Below are 16,978 nucleotides of genomic sequence, written 5' to 3'. Positions count from 1 at the left end.
ATCCGATCCGACAACCGCTCACCTGACGACTTCACCTGTCCAGGCCTTGGCACACCACACCCAACGACCCACCACCATCAAAGTCACCGGTATTGGATCTAGGCCCAGTCCTCGTCGTCGTCAACGGGTTCAGGCTCCCTGCTGTAGGCGAGGTCCAGGACGGACCGTTCGGTGACCGGGCAGTTGTGCCAGGCTTCGATCAGCTGAGTTTCGGGAGAATCCTCGGTGAGCTAGTCGAGGGTGGTGTCGTAATAGTCGGCAACCGACTGCCGGTTGACCCACCAGGCGTGACCTTCGTAGACACCGGGGCGGGGCAGGGTCATTTCGCCTGCGGGGCCCAGGCCGAGCTGATTGACGACGAGGATGCCGGTCTCGGATTCGACGCTGATGCCGATGTGACCCTCGGCGTCAGCGGGTGGGGGTGTTGGACTGTCCCAGATGCGGATGGTGACATCCACGTCGATGTCGGGCTGAAGGCTGCGCAGATACAGGTGGTAGCCGTCGCCGGCCATCACCTGCCTGCGGGCGGCGGCCATGGCGTCTTCGTCGCCGAGGTTGGCATCCGCGTCGTAGACCTCCACGACCCGGCGGCCGGGGGTGGCCCTGCGGCTGTACTCCGTCAGGAGCGCCATGGTGCCGTTGCCTTCTCGTGCTATTTGGTGATCTTCACGTAGAAGACGTCGCCGTCCAGGATCCGGTTGAGGGTGTACATCTGGTCGAGCTTGCGGAAGCCGGCCTCGTTGTCCTTGCCTTCGATCAGGCTTACGGAGAAGCGGTTGTCACCCTTGTTCGATCCTTCTTTGGTGGAGGCGAAGGGGTACTCGTCGCACTGGAGGTCAGTGCCCTTGTAGTCCCCCATACCTGCTCGCATTCCTTTTGGGCGAGCCGGCGATCAGGTCCATCCGGAGGCGGCGGTTCGAGAGGCGAGTCCGGGTCAGGAGACGCGCAGCAGGGTGGTGGCAAGGACAGATCGCGTCGGGGAGAACACCCTGGATCGCGTCGGCGACGACACCGCTACCCCCGCTCAGTTTCACGGGAGTGGGATTCCCCCAGCCTGGACGCCGGGGCCTCCTCGCAGGAGCCCGTGATGGCAAGAGGTCCGTTCGTCCGCGACCCCCACTGCCGTACGTGGGGGTCGCGGACTTGCTGGAACAACATCCGTGGCACGCCAGGCAGTCGGCGGCCGGCCCCAGCTAATGCGTCGGCATGACTACCGAACACCCTGAGACCATCGTCGAGTTCAAGACTCTGAGATCTCGCAAAGGTCCGATAGCAGGCCCGGAGCTGCCACGGTCACGTCCCCTCGCTGGTTCCATGACGCGTGTACGGCCCTTGCCTATCGGTAGGAGCCCTTGCTCACGTCGGTGACGGCGTCAGGTTGCTGCGGACGCCATCCGAGCTGTTCGTGGGCCTTGCGGCCATCGACGGACTGATCGAGGGCCAGGGCGTCGGCGAACGGCTCGCCCAGCTCGCCCTGGGCCTGGTCCAGAGGCCAGACCTGCACTTCCCCGTGCACACCGGCCGCCTCTGCGGCGGCGAGGGCCAGCTCCCGTACGGGGACGGCCGGTTGGCCGACGCCGTGCCAGATGCTTCCGGCAGGTGCGTCCTGGACCACTTTCCCGAACAGGTCGGCGAGGTCCTCGATGTGCACCATCGGCCACCGCACGTTCAGGTCCGCGACGACCCGCGGCGCACCTTGCTTGCGCGCCCACTCGACCAGAAGTGCGGGGATGCCGCCGCCCCGCCCGTGGATGATGCCGGGGCGGAGCACGGTGGCCCGTACTCCGTGATCGGCCTCGGCAAGGACGCGACGCTCGATCTCCGGTCGGTACCCCACGATCGGGATCGGGTTGGTCGGGCTGTTCTCCTCGGCGGTCGCCTCTCCCGTTGCGCCCAGCACCCATACACCGCTGGTGTAGACGAAGGGCCGATCGGTGCCCCGCAGCGGCGCTGTCAGTGCATCGATGGCGGCTGCGTCGACGGCGGCGTCCCCGGTCGGCGTCGCCACGTTGATCACCGCGTCGATGTCGCGCGTCACCGCCGCGGTGAGCGAGTCGGGGTCATGCAGGTCGCCGGGTCGCACTGCGTAACGGCCCGGACTCTCCGGTGTCCTGGTGAGCGCGACGACCTCATGCCCGGTGTCGGTCAGGTGCTCTGCCACCACCGAACCGAGATAGCCCGTGGCTCCGATGAGCAGTATCCGCATGATGTTCCCTCTCTCGTTTGCTCGTATCCGAAAGGCTCTGGCCGATCGGATACGTTCACCAACAGCTGGCTCGACGTCGAGATATGGCAGGTCGATGACGGAGCGTCAGGGCCGGGTAACACGCATCCTGGGGGCGTGCCGCGCCGAGTTGCCCCGTCTCACCACGTAGCCGTTCGACGCCTTCGGCCGGACCACCAGAACCGAGCACGGTCCTCACTGGCGCAGTGGCGGTACCGGCATCAGGCCGGCGTCCATCCCTGCCGGCGCAGACGCAACCGCGCTCAGCAAGCCACCGGACCACTACCCGCCCCCGCCGAGGAACGGAACCGCAGCCAATCCCCCGATTTACGACTGAAGGGGCGCCCCGGACTGGCCGAAGAGTCGACAGTGCACTGAAAGCCCTCCTTCGTCGTCCCGCCCGACTGTAAGGGCCAGCCGCGGCCGGCGCCCCCAGTGCAAGCCCTGCCGCACTGCACTCTTCCAAGTCGGCCCACCTGGCCCGGCGGCAGGCAGGGTAGGCGGCACTACGACACCTCGCCGACCGCGTAGGCGTAGGAGAGCTGGACCAGCTGCCAGATGAGCTCGAGCTCGGCGCGGTCACGCGGGCCGTATACGAGGATGGTGTCCTGCTCAGGATGGCGCACGCCCCAGCCGGACTTCTCGATGTCGTCCTTGAGCGTTTCGGTCAGGGTCAGGTGCAGACTGCCGTCGTGGTGGGGGTGGATGTGGGCCCACTCACGGCCTGCCTGGAAAGCTTCCCGGGGTCCGGTGCCGATGCCCTCGGGGATGAAGAGCGACCGGGCGTGGGGAACTGACACCAGCGTCGGCGCCATGTAGACGAAGGGCAGGGCACGCATCCGCTCCCACAGTTCCTCCTGCAGCATCACGGGGGCGGTCTGCGAGCGCTGGCCGTGCGGGGCGGGGCCGACGACCTCGGGAGCAGGGCCGGGACGGGCGGGAAGATCGAGCAAGGCGACGCTCCTTGAGTAAGTTGGACGGATGGGCCCAGAAGGCCGGGCCCCCCGTCACGGGGCGGTGTCCTCCGACTGATCGTTTCAGAATGAACTCGCCCGCAGCATCCTGTGGTTGAGAGGCTCCGCGCCTCGTTCTGAAACGATCGGTCAGGCATGGAGGCTTTCGCGAATCGCCGCCACCAGCTCGGCGATCCCTGCCTCGTGCAGCACGCTGTAGTGGTCGCCTTTCAGCGTCATCACGGCGGGCGCCTCGGCTGAGTAGCCCGAGCTCCCCTCGATGAAGGAGTAGTCGTCGCCGGTCGCCTTGAGGATGGTCACCGGCGCGCTCAGCCTCCGTTCGGAGAGCTCGCGGAAGCTGTAGTCGAATTCGTAGGTCTCCCTCACGATGCGGGTGATCCGGCGGATCACCGGCTCGCCCAGGGTCGGCAGCAGCGCGTGCACGAAGGCCACGAAGGAGTCCTCGTCCCGGGTCGCCTCAAGGCACCGCTCGAGCTCGGGACCTGTGATGGTGCCGGCGAAGACGGAGAACAGGATGGTCACGTAGGCCGGGTTGCGGTACGAGGACTCACGCCCGTACTCCCCACCGTCGGCCCGACGGACCTTCGGGTTCCCCGGACAGATCAACAGCAGGTCCTCGACCTGCTCGCCCGCCTGCTCCAGCTGCCACGCCGACTCGAACGCCACCCGTGCTCCGAAGGAGTAGCCCCACAGCAGGTACGGGCCCTTCGGCTGCACCTTCCGGATCTCCTCGACATCGGCCGCCGCCATCTCCCGGATGGTCGGATACGGAACCTCGTGCTCGTTGATGCCATGCGCCTGCACCCCGTAGAAGGGCCGGCCGAGGTCCACCTCCTGGCCGAGCAGTCGGAGGTTCATCGGGTAGCCGCCCAGACCCGGCCAGGCGAACACGGGCCGTTCGGTCCCTCCGTTGTGCAGGAGGACAAGGCGCGAGGCACTCTCGTCATCGCCGTCGCCGTCGTCAGCGTTGTCGATCCGGGCGGCGAGGTCGGCGAGCTTGGGAGCAGTGAACAGCACTTGGAGGGGCAGTTGGATGCCCTTCACCCTGTTGATCTCGTTGATGACGGCGACGGCGGTCAGCGAGTTGCCGCCGGAAGCGAAGAACTCGTCCTCCACCGACACGGTGTCGTACTTGAGCGCCTTGCCCCAGACACCGGCCAGCCACTGTTCGGTCTCCGTGCGGGGAGCGACGAACTCGGCGCCGCTGTTCGCGGCCTGCACCTGCTCGGAGGCGGCCAGCGCCTTGACGTCGACCTTGCCGTTGGCGGTCACCGGAAGCGAGTCGAGCACCACCACGCGGTTGGGGATCATGTAGTCGGGCAGGAGCTCCGTGAGCTCGTCGCGGACCATCTCCGCGGGGCCCTTCATGTGGACGGTGTCCTCGTACATGCCCTCGCTGCGGATCTGCTCGTCACTGACCTTGCCGCCGAGGAAGAAGTACGACGGGCCGGTCTGGATCCCACGGGATTCAAGGATCTCGTCGAGGCGCCGCGCCGCAGGCAGCGGGTTGCCCGTCTTCGAGCTGTAGCCCGAGGACATGAAGCCCAGCGCGAGGCCGTTGCGCTGCAGGTGGTGCAACTTCTTCCCGAGAACGATGTACTGCAGCCACTCCTGCCCGGCTCGGCTGACGGCACTGATCCCGAAGGCCGCGCGCTCGTAGACCTTCTGGTTGATCGCGATCACGTGCTTGCGCTGCACGAGGTCGGGTGAGAAGGGTTCCAGCTCGCCGTCGGCGAAGCGGTACAGACCGCCGGACAGGCCCTCGATGCGTCCAGGGTGCGCCTGAAGGTAGATCTCGACCGGGTCCTCCTGAAGTAGCCCGTCGTTCGAGCCGACTTCGAAGGTTCCCAGATAGTAGTCGTCGTCAGCGACGTCCAGCGCCTTCTTGACCGCGGGGTGGAAGGACGAGGGGCGGATGCCGAGACCGTACTCCGGCAGGACTTCCTCGAAGACCCCCAGCATGTGGCCGGTCTCGAATTCCAGTACCTCCTGGATGTTGTTCTTGTAGACGGGCTCTATCGCCCGCTTCTTGCCGATGAAGTGGAGCTCCAGGTATTTGCCGGCGCCGGCCGTGGCCGGGCCGATGCGCACGAGGGTGTGGTCCAGCGGGTGGTAGTAGTACATCCCGGCTTCCAGGCCGGCGACGCCACCGGTCTCCAGATACAGCTGGGTGGCGTAGAGGGCGCCGGGCGAGGCGTAGGAGTACTTGGGAAGAAGCCGCTCGCCGCTTCGGAAGGGGCCGAACCAGCGGAGGATCTCGCCGAGTTCATCGGACGTGAGCTCGTCGAGACTGCGTGAGATGTCGCCCACTTGGCGCGGCGCCAGCAGTTCCAGCAGCTCGGCCCTCTCGACCTGCCCGCCGTCGTAGAAGCGGTAGGTCTTACGGGCGAAGGACTCGCGACGCTGCCGCTCGGTCTCCTCGCGGCCGGGGAGCTGAAGCACGCTCCGCCCCTCCAGCTCGTCGGCGTCGCGCACACCGGCGTTGGACAGCTGAGCCTTCACCTGGAGCTTGCTGGCCTTGGACTGATGGTGGCCGCCGGCGTTGCCCTGATCCATCAGCGCGGCCTCTTTGGGATTGAGCTCGATGCAGGCCACCAGGTTCTGGAAGCCTGTCCGCGGATCGTCGGTGACGATGGCCGCCGCGCGCTTGACCCAGGTGTGCTCCTCGATCGCCAGGGAGATCTCGTCGAGCTCCACGCGGTATCCGCGGAGTTTGATCTGGTTGTCCACCCGGCCCGCGAACTGTATCGACCCGTCCTTGTTCCACTGAGCGAGGTCACCGGTGCGGTAGAGCCGTTCTGTCGGGATGAACGGCGAGGGGATGAACCGCTTCTGGGTCTCGTCCTCACGGTGCAGGTAGCCACGGGCCAGCTGGGCGCCGCCGATGTAGAGCTCACCCGTCTCCTCGATGCCGACCGGTGCCCGGTTGTCGTCGAGTATGTAGCACTGGGTGTTGTCGACCGGCACACCTATCGGGATGGTGCCGGGTCCGGCCTCGATGGCATCGGGATCGACCAGGTATGCGGTGGCGTTGATGGTGCACTCCGTCGGCCCGTACAGATTGACCAGCGATACGCGAGGCAGCTCGTCCGCGAGGGCACGGGCGAGGTTGCGCGACAGTGCCTCGCCGCCGGAGAACACCCGCCTGAGCGAGGTGCAGAGGTCGAAGGATTCGGTGTCCAGCATTGCCTGCAGCAGCGTGGGCACGCACTGGAGCGTGGTGACCTCATGGGAGGCGATCGTCCTGATCAGAGCCTGTGGATCACGGAAGATGCCGGGGGCACCCATCACAACGCGTCCACCGAGGGCCGGGGCGAGGATCTCCCACTGGGCTGCGTCGAAGCTCATCGGCGTCTTCTGCAGAATCGTGGTGTCGGGGCCCAGGTGACCGCACTCCTCGAGCCAGCGCATCTGAGACATGATGCTGCGGTGCTCGATCATCACGCCCTTCGGCCGGCCCGTGCTGCCGGAGGTGTAGATGACGTAGGCGAGCGCATCCAGCGGTACGGGCTCCAACTCCACGTCTGCGCAGCCGCCCTCCTCGCAGGTCTGTGAGTCGGCCAGGGTGATGACCCTGGTGCCCTGCGGGGCGAGTTCGGCAAGGCGGGACACCAGATGGTCCTGAGTGACGACCACCCTGGTGCGGCTGTCCTCGAGCATGTATCGCAGCCGGTCATCCGGATACTCCGGGGACAACGGCAGATATGCGGCGCCTGCGAGCAGGACGCCCCAGGCCCCGATCATCAGGTCCAGTGACGGCTCGACATAAAGGCCGACGCAGTCGTCGATCCCCACTCCGTGCCTGTGCATGTAGCAGGAGAGCCGGCCGGCTGCCTGCTCGAGCTCCCGATAGGTGAGGTCCTGGTCCTCGAAGCTCACCGCGATGGCGTCAGGCTGCGCTTCGGCCTGCCGCTTGAACAGTTCCGGGAGGCACCTGCCCAGCCGGGGTTCTTGCCGGGGGGTCTTCAACGCAGTGGCGTTCAACGTCAGCTCCTTGGTGGCAGGTGAACCGTTCATCAGAGCGCTTTGGCGGCGGACGGTTCGGTAGTCGGACTTTCGATGGCCGGTGTCGGGACGGCCCGCGGCAAGCGGAGCTGGGCCAGCATGACGGCGGTGATGACTGCGGCCGCGCCGGTCAACTGGAGTGCGGTCAGGCTCTGATCGAGCACGATGTAGCCGAGGACGGTGGCGGACAGCGGGCTGCCGAAGCCCAGCATGGAGACGGCCAGCGCAGGCAGTCGGGCGATCCCGCGGAACCAGATGGCGTAGGCGAACAGTGCGCCGATGAGGCTGAGAAAGGCGAACCCGCCGATGTGGGTCCAGGTGAGGTGGTCGGGCAGGCCTTCGGCTGTCAGCGTGATGGGGGCCAGGAGGAGTCCGCCGACGGTCAACTGCCAGCCGGTGAACGTCAGTACGCCCACGCCTTCTGGGCGGCCCCAGTATTTGGTGAGCACGACTCCCGTCGCCATGCTGATGGCCCCGGCCAGGCCGGCGAGGATGCCGATGGTGTCCATGCCCGCGGTGGGGCGCAAGACCAGCAGCGCCACTCCCAGCATGCCGAGCGCGCAGAAGCCCACCTGGACCGTCCGGACGCGCTCCCTCAGCAGGGCCGCCCCCAGCAGCAGCACGATCATCGGCTGGGCTGCGATCACCAGCGCGGCGACGCCGCCCGGCAGGTGGTAGGCGGCGAGGAACAGCAGGTAGAAGAAGGCGCCGATGTTGAGCACGCCAAGGACGATCGCCCGCCACCACCACACACCTCGCGGCAGGGAGCGGCCGATTGCGAGGAGCACCAGTCCGGCGGGCAGTGCCCGAATGGTGGAGGCCAGCAGTGGCCGGTCCGCAGGCAGCCATTCCGTGGTGACCAGATAGGTGGAGCCCCAGATTGCCGGTGCGAGTACGGTCAGGGCCGAGTCGGCGGCCAGTCGGCCGGCTTTCACCGCCGCATCCGTTCGTCGCCGTCCGGGACTGTGGTGCAGTCCGTGGAAATTGTGTTGAGCACGACGAATTCTCCGATTCAGGCGAAGGGAGACGGACAAGGGATCACTGATCGCCGACGATGTTCGTTCGGTCCGTCGCGTTCGATGCAGTCAATCGTTCTGTCGAATTCCTCGACTCCTACAGCAGGTCGCATTCCGGCCGTGCCCACGAAGTCGCGCACGAAGTCGCCCACGGTGAATAGAGCATGGTGGCGCTTCGCTCGACCAGGCACGCGGCCGGGCGGGGCCAGGATCAACTCAGAAGTGGCCCCAGCCATTCGGCGGGTCGATTTTCCCATCGAGGATCTGGTTGTACTCGATGTTGCTGGAACAAAGCTTCGGGGTGGCGAACGTGAGGATGTTCGTCTCGATCAACGTGACCCACTTCATGGAGTCATCGGTCTCGGACGGGATCTGCATGGTCACCCAGATCTCGATGTCGGCTCGGTTTCCCGACACGAAGGGCCGGCCCTGAATGCCCGACATCCCGGCCTGAGAGGCCGTGACACCCGTCCAGTACTCGTGTATCTCATCGCGACCACGAAACATCTGATCCGCCAGTCCCGGGACGGCCTGGTAGACGGCATCACGCGTGAAGAGCGAGGCGGCAAGGTCTGCGTCCTTGGTCTGCCATGCCTTCAGGTACGCGTCCATCCAACGAGTCACGTCGGACTCGCAGAGCCGGGAAGGACTGGCCTGAGCCGGCGGCGCCGCAGCCACGGCGACCGCCGCGGGCAGGGTGGCGGCCAGTCCTACACGCAGAACCGAGCGTCGGTCGGGGGTTGCAGGCATGTCGTTATACCTCCTGATGGATGATCAGCTCATGGCGGCACGCGTCCGAGGCGCCGCTCCGGCGGCCGCGTCGGATCTCGGCGCCGCCGCGTCCGGGCTCGGTAACTGCCTATTTCCATAGGCCGATTCAGCGGAGCGTGTACGTCGCGCCAGGCTAGGTCAGGGCCGTGCGGGCGTTGAAGGCTGACATGAAACAGTACGAGCGGCAATTTTCCCGGCCGAATTGCCGACCGCGCCCGGCCTTGGTCGAAGCGACGGCAGACCGTGGAGCGAAACCGCCCGGCCGGCTGCTCCTCCACCAATGCCTCGCCGCCGGATTTACCGTCCGCACCGACCCGACTGCGACCTGCGCCCGTGGCGGCGGCTCGGCCACACCGGAGACCAGGTGGTGCAGTCTCAACGGCGTCGCAACCCGCGACAAGCGTGAGCCGGTACGTCGACCGGCGGCAAATCGGGGATGCCGGCCCCAGCGCCAATCAGCACCCCTGCCCAAAGTGCTTCGGGAGCAAGAGGTCGCGGGTTCAAATACCGCCAGCCAACCCCGACTTGCCCATGTCGTTGCCTCAAGCCCCACGCAAGCATGCCAGTCCGCCAAGCTCTCGCTTTCAGTTCGACCTCGCCCCGTCCAGAGGTCGTTTCGGCCAAATCGAATGCTTGGTAGACGCCCCCAACGCATGCCCGGGCCAATGCCGATGCACGCGCAGTGCTGACGTGCACGGTCGAGAGAGCCGACGACTGGCGTCCCTGTGCTTACTGACCGCAGCTGCTGCCGGCGTTGTTCGTTCAACGGTGCGCGCCCGAGGCCACGGAGTCGGAGGCGGGGACGCCCTTCGGCATCAGGGCATGGCCGCGGCAGCGGCATGCGAAGTCGTCGGAACGAAGCACGGACCGCAGCCGTGAAGCATGGGCTCTGTCGGAATGGCCGCACCACTTCGATCCGACCGAGCGCTGGACCGGTAGAGCTGCTGTGCCCTGATTGCACCCCATGCATGGTGAGCGGGCCGCGTTGGGCTGCCCAAGGACTTTTCTTCTGGATGGGGACGCCCTCATCGAGCGCGTCCCCGCCTCAACACACAACAGCGCCCCCTGCGTGCGTTGATCGGCCAGAAGGAGCCTTGAAAGGATTCCGCCGCTGCAGCAGCCTCCCTGTCGGTCAAAAGATGCGTCGAGCAGGGCGCAAGAGAGACGCATGAGCGGAGGTCATCAAGGCTGGGTGAACCGCAGGTGTCGTCGTTCGGCCAATTCCTCCGCGCTCACCACGGTCAGAACCGGGGCACCCGGCGGCGCGAACATGGTCACCACCAGCTGCGACTGCGCGTCCGGAAGGTTGTTGGCGCCCAGGTAGTGGATCACGTCGCCCCCGGGCTCGAACACGGCGTCACCGGCCTTGAGCACCCGGGGCGGCTGCCCCTCCAGCTCGAAGAGGATCTCGCCCTGGGTCACGTAGCCGAAGAGTGGTCCGGGGTGCCTGTGCGGCGGCGCGCCGGGGTCACCGGGCAACAGAGTGACCCGGACGGTCCTGGCCTCGCAGACGGCCGGCATCCCGGCCGTCGCCTTCGGCACGGCGGCGATCACCTCGACGCCTGGGGGCAGGTGTGCCTGTTCAGCGCTCATGCATTTCTCCAATCAGGAAGTGTCCACAGTGAAGACAAGACAGCCTCCCGGTCTGTGACAGCCCTACGCTTCGAAGCGGCCCAGGGCTGCCGCTCTGCTCGCCGAGCCCGGCGCCGCTGGCCGACCGGTGCCAGACGCGTCACCGGCTGCGGAAGGTGGCCGCCGAGCAACCCTGGACGGCCCGCGCCCCAAAGCGGGTGTGGCATGGCCGTGGCCATGCCACATACGCGAGGGGGCTGGACCCGGGGCACATCCCGCTCCTACGGGATGGCCACGCTGCCCGATGAAATGCCCTTCACCTCTCGCCCATGTCCGTGCATTTGGACGCCATTTCATTTGGCGAGTTCGCGGCAGCAGATGGGGGCGGGCGGCGATGTCGGTCGCACCCGCTCAGCCGGCCGAAGTGTTCTGTGTCGCCTCGCCTGCCTCGGTGAGGGCTCGCTGCCTGAGGTTGCCGCCGGACAACTGAATCGTGGTGGCGGCCAGGATGTCATCCCTGCCGATGGTCCGCCTGTCCCCCCTGCGGGCGGACAGGGCCCGGAGGGAATCCTTGAGGTACGGGGGCGGGGCCGGTTCGTCCGACATCACTGGGGTGACCGTACCGAAACGTTTGACCCCGCCCTCGCGGACGACCCTGGCCGCGTCCCCGGCGAGGTCCGTCAGGAACACGCTCGCGATTCCGTCCAGGTCGCGGACCATCGCTGGGACGGCCGTCGCCCCCTGGCTCCACAGCAGCCTCTTGACCCCGGCCTCGAACCTGTGGGCACCGACCACAGCGCTCGGTTTGCGCGACCTGCTGCGCTCACGAGAAGGCACGATGACACCCTCTGCGTCGTACAGGACGCCGGTCAGGCCTCGAAACGTCGGGCTGTGGTCGTACCACTTGTCCCCCACCTCGAGCTCGACGTTCCGGTCGATCGCCGAGAGAAGGTCCCCAGGAATCAGCTTCTTCCGGGCCTCCTCCGCCGCCGCTCTCCTCGCGCCGTCGATGATCTCCGTCAGCACCGTCCGCGTCACCGACGCGGCGGCCCACGCGGCCGACCGAGAGACGTGCATCGAGGTCACCTCCCTGAACACCGCTTTGACGAGGGAAGGCTTGAACGGCGAGACATCCATGACCGAGGCGGTCTCGGGACCGCTGCGCTCAGGACGTGCGGGCTGTGCGGTCATCGGAAGAAACACTCCCTGCTGCCGGAGTTGGAAGAGGCCACATCAAGTCGAGCACGTCAACCAGTTTGCCCTCGGCGTCCAGGATGTTCTCGGTCCTGTGCATCAGGACGACGTCTCCGTCAGCTTGTACGCGGTGGACATCGATGCTGAAGCCTTCAGCGCCCAGGACATCCCTGGCACGGCGCAGGTCGTCCAGTAGTGCACCGAGGCTTCCACCGGGTGGGCGTCGGAGGTGACCGACTGCCGGCTGACTTCGGGATGGACCAGCCGCTTGCAGGTTGCGACGGCGTTTTCGTAGGCGGGGCCGAAGCTGGCGGAGCCTTTGACCGTGTCTCCATCGCCGAAACGACCCGCCGTCGCAGACGTACCGGAATCGTTTCCTGGTATGTCTTCCCCGGCCGCTCCTGGACAGAGTTGTATGGGGGTACATGCTGAATGATCTCTTGCATCCAAAACGGGCGGCGGGGCTCGCCGCCGCCGCGGTCTTCGCCCTCGGGGCGGCCGGCTGCGGATCCGAGGACGACCCGGTGAAGAGCAGCGGCGCGCACGCTCCCGCTTCGTCCGCCCCGCCGACGCGCGCCGCCCCTGACGGCGGCTGGCACTACGACTACGTGGGCCCTTCCCGCAGCGCGCGTCTCACCGCCGTCACGGCTGCCTCGGCGGACGACGCCTGGGCGGTCGGCACGGTGGACGGCGACACCGGCGACCACCGCAACCTCGTCCTGCACTACGACGGCCACCGATGGGCGGACCGGCCCGCAGCCGGCGGCCTCGCCGAGCTCCCGATGGAGTCGGCCCTGCTGCGCTCTTCCGGTCCGGAGAACGTCTGGCTCTTCGCCGGCACCGAGGCCCGCCGCTTCGACGGCAAGGCATGGCGCACTGTGCCCGCACCGTACGAGCGCACCACCGCCGACGCATCCGCGGCCTTCGGGCTGTCAGGCCTCGTCCGGGGCGCGGCGGTGCTGGCACCCGACGACGTATGGGCCGTGGCCGGCGGCAGCACGGCCCGGCGCTGGGACGGCCACTCCTGGCACGATGTGAAGCTGCCCGCCTCCGCCTCGACGCTCGCCACCGGACCGTCCGGCGATCTCTGGGCCTTCGGCGCGCGCCGCGTCGCGGAGCACGCATCCCAGCCGGCCGCGATGCGCTGGGACGGCCACGGCTGGCGCTCGCTCGCCGTGCCCGAGATCCACCACACCAAACCGCATACGCTCGCCGAGGACGCCGTGATTCTGCAGGCGGCCGTGCGGGCCTCGGACGATGCATGGGCGCAGGTGCGCTACGACGCCTCGCGCATCGGATCCGACGGCGAGGAGACGCCGCAGACCGAGATCGTCATGCTGCACTGGGACGGCCACCGCTGGTCCCGCACCACCACCGTGCCCTGCTGCACCGCGCCGATGGCACCCGATGCAGGCGGCAGCGTCCTGCTGAACGGCCAACTGCGGGTGACTGCCGACCGGGGCCGACACCGGCTGGGCCGCCCCGCCCCCGTGCCCGGCCGCTCGTCGAAGGTGACTGCACGCGACCGGGACCAGGGGCTGGCCGTCACCGACATGACACCGATCCCCGGCACGCACCAGGTGCTGGCGGTCGGCAACATCGCGTCGGCTCCGCACATCCAGTACTTCTTCCACCGCCCGGTGGTGGCCCGCTACACACCCGGCGAGGGCTGACACGGGCCTGCCACGACCTCAGCGCGACGGGGCCTCAGGGGTCCAGGTGCCCGGTGTCCGTCCCGGCCACGACATCCTCGCAAACTCAGACGGACCCCGAGAGCTCTGCTCGCCACCGGCGACAGTGTCTCCGGGGCCGTCCAGCACCGAACTCTCCAATGAGTGCGGGTTGGAGATGCGCTCGTGAGGTCGCCGCACCGCCGCCGGCGCTTGCCACGCACTCTGAACGCGCGTGACGACCCCCATGTCACCTTCCCCTCGCGGCGACCGCGCGGCACGAAGCTCGTCGACCGCGTCGTTGATGGTCCCCGGGCGACGCGGCGTCTGGATCAAGGCCGCCGGATGGGGCCTCGAGGAGGTGACCGCGGAACGAGTTCACCTGGTCGACGAGCATGGTGAGGTGCTGGTGGGAGAGGGACAGCGGCACAGCCAGTACCCCGATCCACACCGAGATCATGGTCGCGCGCCCGGACGTCGGCGCGGTCGTCCACACACACTCGGAGGACTCGGTCGTTCGGCGGCTGGCCTGTCTGGTCGGAGCCGGCCGAGTCGCTGTCCAAGCGCGAGAACATCTACTCCGAAGCGGCCTTGCGCCAGGTGTGGGAGTACCTGGTGCGAGGGCTGGACCACTGACAGGCCATCTCATGTGGCCGAGTGGGCTGTCGGTCGTGGCGGGGATCGTCGAACGGCTGGTGCCGGACGAGTTGTGGGAACTGTTCCAGCGGGTGGTTCCCGAGGCGCCCTCGGCCTCAGGGTGGCGGTCGGCGTCGCCACGGTGACCGTGAGGTGCTGGACGCGATCGCTTCGTGTCGACGTCGGGCTGTACACGGCAGCAGCTCCCCACAGACCGGCTCGTGGCTGGCCGGCCGTCGCCGCCTGCGCCGGCGCTATGAACGCAAGCCCGAACGGTTCCTCGCCTTCACAAGCATCGCCTGCACCTTCATCGGCCTGCGTCGCCTCACTCGCGGACGTGCCGCTGCAACAGCTTGACTGCCAGGGCATGGTCGTAGTGAAGGGCGAGGTCCATGGGCGTTTGCCCGTCCGGGCCCGGGAGTTGTGGATCGGCGCCGAAGGCCAGGAGCACTGCGGTGGTATGCACAGTCAGCGGGCTGCCGCTTTGCAGGGCGCCATCGCCTTCCATGTCAATGGCGTGTGTCAGGAGCGTCATGTTGTCGCATACCTCGTCGGGGTCGACTCCGTTGGCCAGCAGCTGAGCCAAGGTCTGCGCGTCCTCGTTCTCCACCGCTTGATGGGCCGGTGTCCAGGTGTTCTCCATGGCCGCATTCAATCGTTGCCGCACCAACCCAACCAGAGCTTGCCCCAGTTTCTGATCGCCAAATGAGATGGCTTGCAAGAACCAATCTTTGAACACAGGGATGCCGGCACGGTTGTTGACACGGGCTCATGCCCTGCCGCAGACCCCTACAGAGGGCGGCGTCGTGGCCAGGGCTTTGTGCCCGGCCCGCATAGAGCGGCGCCCTGCGGTCATCCGGTTGATCCACGTCGACGAGATCCGCTGGGCCCCTCCGCGGGGCGGGTTCAGGGCCTCTCGTTCGGTTCATGCTGGGAGCCTCCGAACGAACGACCCTAAGGGCTGTCCCGTAATCAAGTCGGTGCCGCTCTGGAACGTGGGGTCGACTGAGCGATCGAGGAGGGGTTCCGGTGGCCGCCTGATCTCGCCCGCCCTGGGCTGCCAACTGGATCGCGCCTGCCCCTGCTAGCCCCTCTCGGCTTCGATAGTCTGCGCCAGTGGCTGACGCTCCGCTGAGATTCATGATCGACGCCGATCACGGACAGTTCTACGTCCAAGACCTTGATCCCTATGACGCGTGGATCGCCGAGCACGCGATGGACCCGGACCTAGCACCCGCAGGCTGGACGGACGAAGCGGTCTACGTCCACCGCATCGGTGTTGAACCGCACTCGATCTCCGTCGGCACGGCTCGGGACGACATGGTCGAGTCGCTCATAAGTGTTCACGCTTCCGCGCCAACGACTGACCCGGCGGCCGAGCACATCGTGGAGACCGACCTTGACGTGCCCTCCGGCCAACTCACCATGTCCAGCCCCGGGAGCGATCCTGCCGACGGGCCGATCCTGACCGTTCCCGCTGGACTGCTACGTGCTCGGGTCTCTTACGTCCCGGCCGGACCACCACCGGTCGGCACTGGTGGAGGCCCCGGTGACCACTTCCTCTATCAGGTGGACCTCTGGCCCTCCGACCGGGCTTACGGACTCGTCATCGTCAAACAGGGGCCGGAAATCTGGGCAGGGTAGGTCCTCATCTACTGCTCGCCTGTCGGCTGAGTGCGAGGTTGTGCAGGCGGGCGATGCCTCTCATCGCGTGATGAACGCCGTCGCCCTTCAACCGGCAGTCTCGGAGGATCTTCCAGGTCTTCATGCGGGCGAAGGCGTGCTCGACACGGGCGCGGACCTGGTGGTGAGAAGCGTTGTGGTCTTCCTTCCAAGCCGGCAGTTCGCTCTGCCCGCGCTCGCGGCGGTGCGGGATGACCAGGCCGGTGCCCCGGTAGCCCCCGTCGGCGATCACGGTGGTGCGGCCGACGGCGTCCTCGGCTCCGGACAGTGCCCACGCCTTGCAGTCATTGCGGTTGCCGGGCAACGGCCGACCGACGACCACGACCAGGCGGGTGTCGGCATCGATGACCACCTGATGGTTGGTGGAACAGCGGCAGTTCTTCGACTGCTCAGCCACGGTGTGATCCCTGGTGGGCACCAAGGTGCTGTCCACGATCAGCACGGCGTCCTTGGCGAACCGCCGACCAGGACGCAGCGCAAACCTCGGGCCAAGGTCGTCGACCACCCGGTCCACCGCCGACTTCGACACCCCGAACAACAGGGCCAGTTGCCTCATCGTCAAGTTCGTCCGCCAATACGCGGCGACCAGCAGCACCCGGTCCTCCAACGACAGCTTCCACGGCCGGCCTCGACCCGGGGAGTCGGCACCCTCGCGACGCAGCGCGGTCACTAACCTGCCGAAGACGCGGGGACTCAGACCGGTGAACGGAGCTATCCAGGACGGCTCGGACGCCGTGATCAGGCCTGACACGGTCGAGATCATCGCAGAGCAAGATCACTCATGAGACAGCCCTTAGTCGCCCTGAAGGTGGAGTTCCAGGCTCGCGGATTCCGCGCAACGCTCGGCCAGCCCGCGGACCTTCTCCAGGATGTCCCGCTCCCCCTTCACCAGGTGGCGTCGACCTCGGAGATGAACTGAGGCATGTCCACCGACGTAAGGATCTGGGTGCGGTACGGGTCCACGCGGTCGAGCATCGGCAGACTGCTGTTCGCGCACAGACCGGAGAACAGGTCCGCCCCGTCCTGTACGAATTCCACCGTGGTCAGCCGACGCTTCTTAGGACTCGTTCCCCTATGCGTCACCTGCATCAGCACGACGTCAACACCCATTCCTCATAGCCCTTCCAGGATCCGGGACACTCAGAAGCCGTGTCTCAACCGATCACGGAACGTGCAAGTCGAACAGGTTTCTCGCCGGGGTGATCTTCTGGCGGTCGACGCATGAAGACAGGG

Annotated in this window: 15 protein-coding genes; 3 read left to right on the top strand and 12 right to left on the bottom strand. The window is 67.1% G+C overall.

What is annotated here, in order from left to right; genetic code table 11:
* Nucleotides 1–230: 230 nt before the first annotated feature.
* From ACZ4IF_RS44435 to ACZ4IF_RS44395, 9 genes are all read right to left on the bottom strand, one after another.
* Nucleotides 231–632 carry a hypothetical protein gene (locus tag ACZ4IF_RS44435; protein ID WP_467574958.1) on the bottom strand — a complete coding sequence of 134 codons (402 nt, stop codon included), beginning with the start codon at nt 630–632 and terminating at the stop codon, nt 231–233.
* Between the two features lie 20 nt (nt 633–652).
* Complete coding sequence (locus tag ACZ4IF_RS44430) at nt 653–859, bottom strand: NucA/NucB deoxyribonuclease domain-containing protein (RefSeq protein ID WP_467574956.1); 207 nt, start codon at nt 857–859, stop codon at nt 653–655.
* 477 nt (nt 860–1,336) lie between these two features.
* Nucleotides 1,337–2,206 carry an NAD-dependent epimerase/dehydratase family protein gene (locus ACZ4IF_RS44425; RefSeq protein ID WP_467574953.1) on the bottom strand — a complete coding sequence of 290 codons (870 nt, stop codon included), beginning with the start codon at nt 2,204–2,206 and terminating at the stop codon, nt 1,337–1,339.
* 524 nt (nt 2,207–2,730) lie between these two features.
* Nucleotides 2,731–3,177, bottom strand: a complete 447-nt coding sequence (locus ACZ4IF_RS44420) for a luciferase domain-containing protein (protein ID WP_467574951.1) — start codon at nt 3,175–3,177, stop codon at nt 2,731–2,733.
* 150 nt (nt 3,178–3,327) lie between these two features.
* Nucleotides 3,328–7,188, bottom strand: a complete 3,861-nt coding sequence (locus ACZ4IF_RS44415) for an amino acid adenylation domain-containing protein (RefSeq protein ID WP_467574963.1) — start codon at nt 7,186–7,188, stop codon at nt 3,328–3,330.
* 26 nt (nt 7,189–7,214) lie between these two features.
* Entirely contained in the window at nt 7,215–8,138 is a 924-nt protein-coding gene (locus tag ACZ4IF_RS44410) for an EamA family transporter (protein ID WP_467574948.1), read from the bottom strand.
* A 297-nt stretch (nt 8,139–8,435) separates the two neighbouring features.
* On the bottom strand, nt 8,436–8,969 hold the full coding sequence (locus ACZ4IF_RS44405; protein WP_467574946.1) for a nuclear transport factor 2 family protein: 534 nt from the start codon (nt 8,967–8,969) through the stop codon (nt 8,436–8,438).
* Between the two features lie 1,203 nt (nt 8,970–10,172).
* Entirely contained in the window at nt 10,173–10,583 is a 411-nt protein-coding gene (locus tag ACZ4IF_RS44400; protein WP_467574943.1) for a cupin domain-containing protein, read from the bottom strand.
* A gap of 390 nt (nt 10,584–10,973) precedes the next feature.
* A complete protein-coding gene (locus tag ACZ4IF_RS44395) occupies nt 10,974–11,753 on the bottom strand; it encodes a hypothetical protein (RefSeq protein ID WP_467574940.1) in 780 nt (259 codons plus the stop codon).
* Between the two features lie 428 nt (nt 11,754–12,181).
* Between ACZ4IF_RS44395 and ACZ4IF_RS44390 the strand changes: the two genes are divergently transcribed.
* The gene (locus tag ACZ4IF_RS44390; protein WP_467574938.1) at nt 12,182–13,429 is read left to right on the top strand and encodes a hypothetical protein; all 1,248 of its coding nucleotides are present in this window, start codon (nt 12,182–12,184) and stop codon (nt 13,427–13,429) included.
* Between the two features lie 392 nt (nt 13,430–13,821).
* A complete protein-coding gene (locus ACZ4IF_RS44385) occupies nt 13,822–14,208 on the top strand; it encodes a class II aldolase/adducin family protein (protein WP_467574935.1) in 387 nt (128 codons plus the stop codon).
* A gap of 179 nt (nt 14,209–14,387) precedes the next feature.
* Here the strand turns inward: ACZ4IF_RS44385 and ACZ4IF_RS44380 are convergent, their stop codons facing one another.
* A complete protein-coding gene (locus ACZ4IF_RS44380) occupies nt 14,388–14,705 on the bottom strand; it encodes an ankyrin repeat domain-containing protein (protein ID WP_467574933.1) in 318 nt (105 codons plus the stop codon).
* Between the two features lie 497 nt (nt 14,706–15,202).
* Between ACZ4IF_RS44380 and ACZ4IF_RS44375 the strand changes: the two genes are divergently transcribed.
* Nucleotides 15,203–15,706: a hypothetical protein gene (locus ACZ4IF_RS44375; protein ID WP_467574930.1), complete on the top strand. Its 504-nt coding sequence runs from the start codon at nt 15,203–15,205 to the stop codon at nt 15,704–15,706.
* A 4-nt stretch (nt 15,707–15,710) separates the two neighbouring features.
* Here the strand turns inward: ACZ4IF_RS44375 and ACZ4IF_RS44370 are convergent, their stop codons facing one another.
* Together ACZ4IF_RS44370 and ACZ4IF_RS44365 are read right to left on the bottom strand one after the other, a co-directional pair.
* Complete coding sequence (locus ACZ4IF_RS44370) at nt 15,711–16,496, bottom strand: transposase (RefSeq protein ID WP_467574960.1); 786 nt, start codon at nt 16,494–16,496, stop codon at nt 15,711–15,713.
* A 134-nt stretch (nt 16,497–16,630) separates the two neighbouring features.
* Entirely contained in the window at nt 16,631–16,783 is a 153-nt protein-coding gene (locus tag ACZ4IF_RS44365) for a hypothetical protein (RefSeq protein WP_467574927.1), read from the bottom strand.
* Between the last annotated feature and the right edge of the window lie 195 nt (nt 16,784–16,978).

Source organism: Streptomyces sp. NPDC025784, assembly GCF_055558435.1.
Note: the sequence above shows the minus strand (reverse complement) of the source record. Positions and strands in the feature narration are given on the sequence as shown.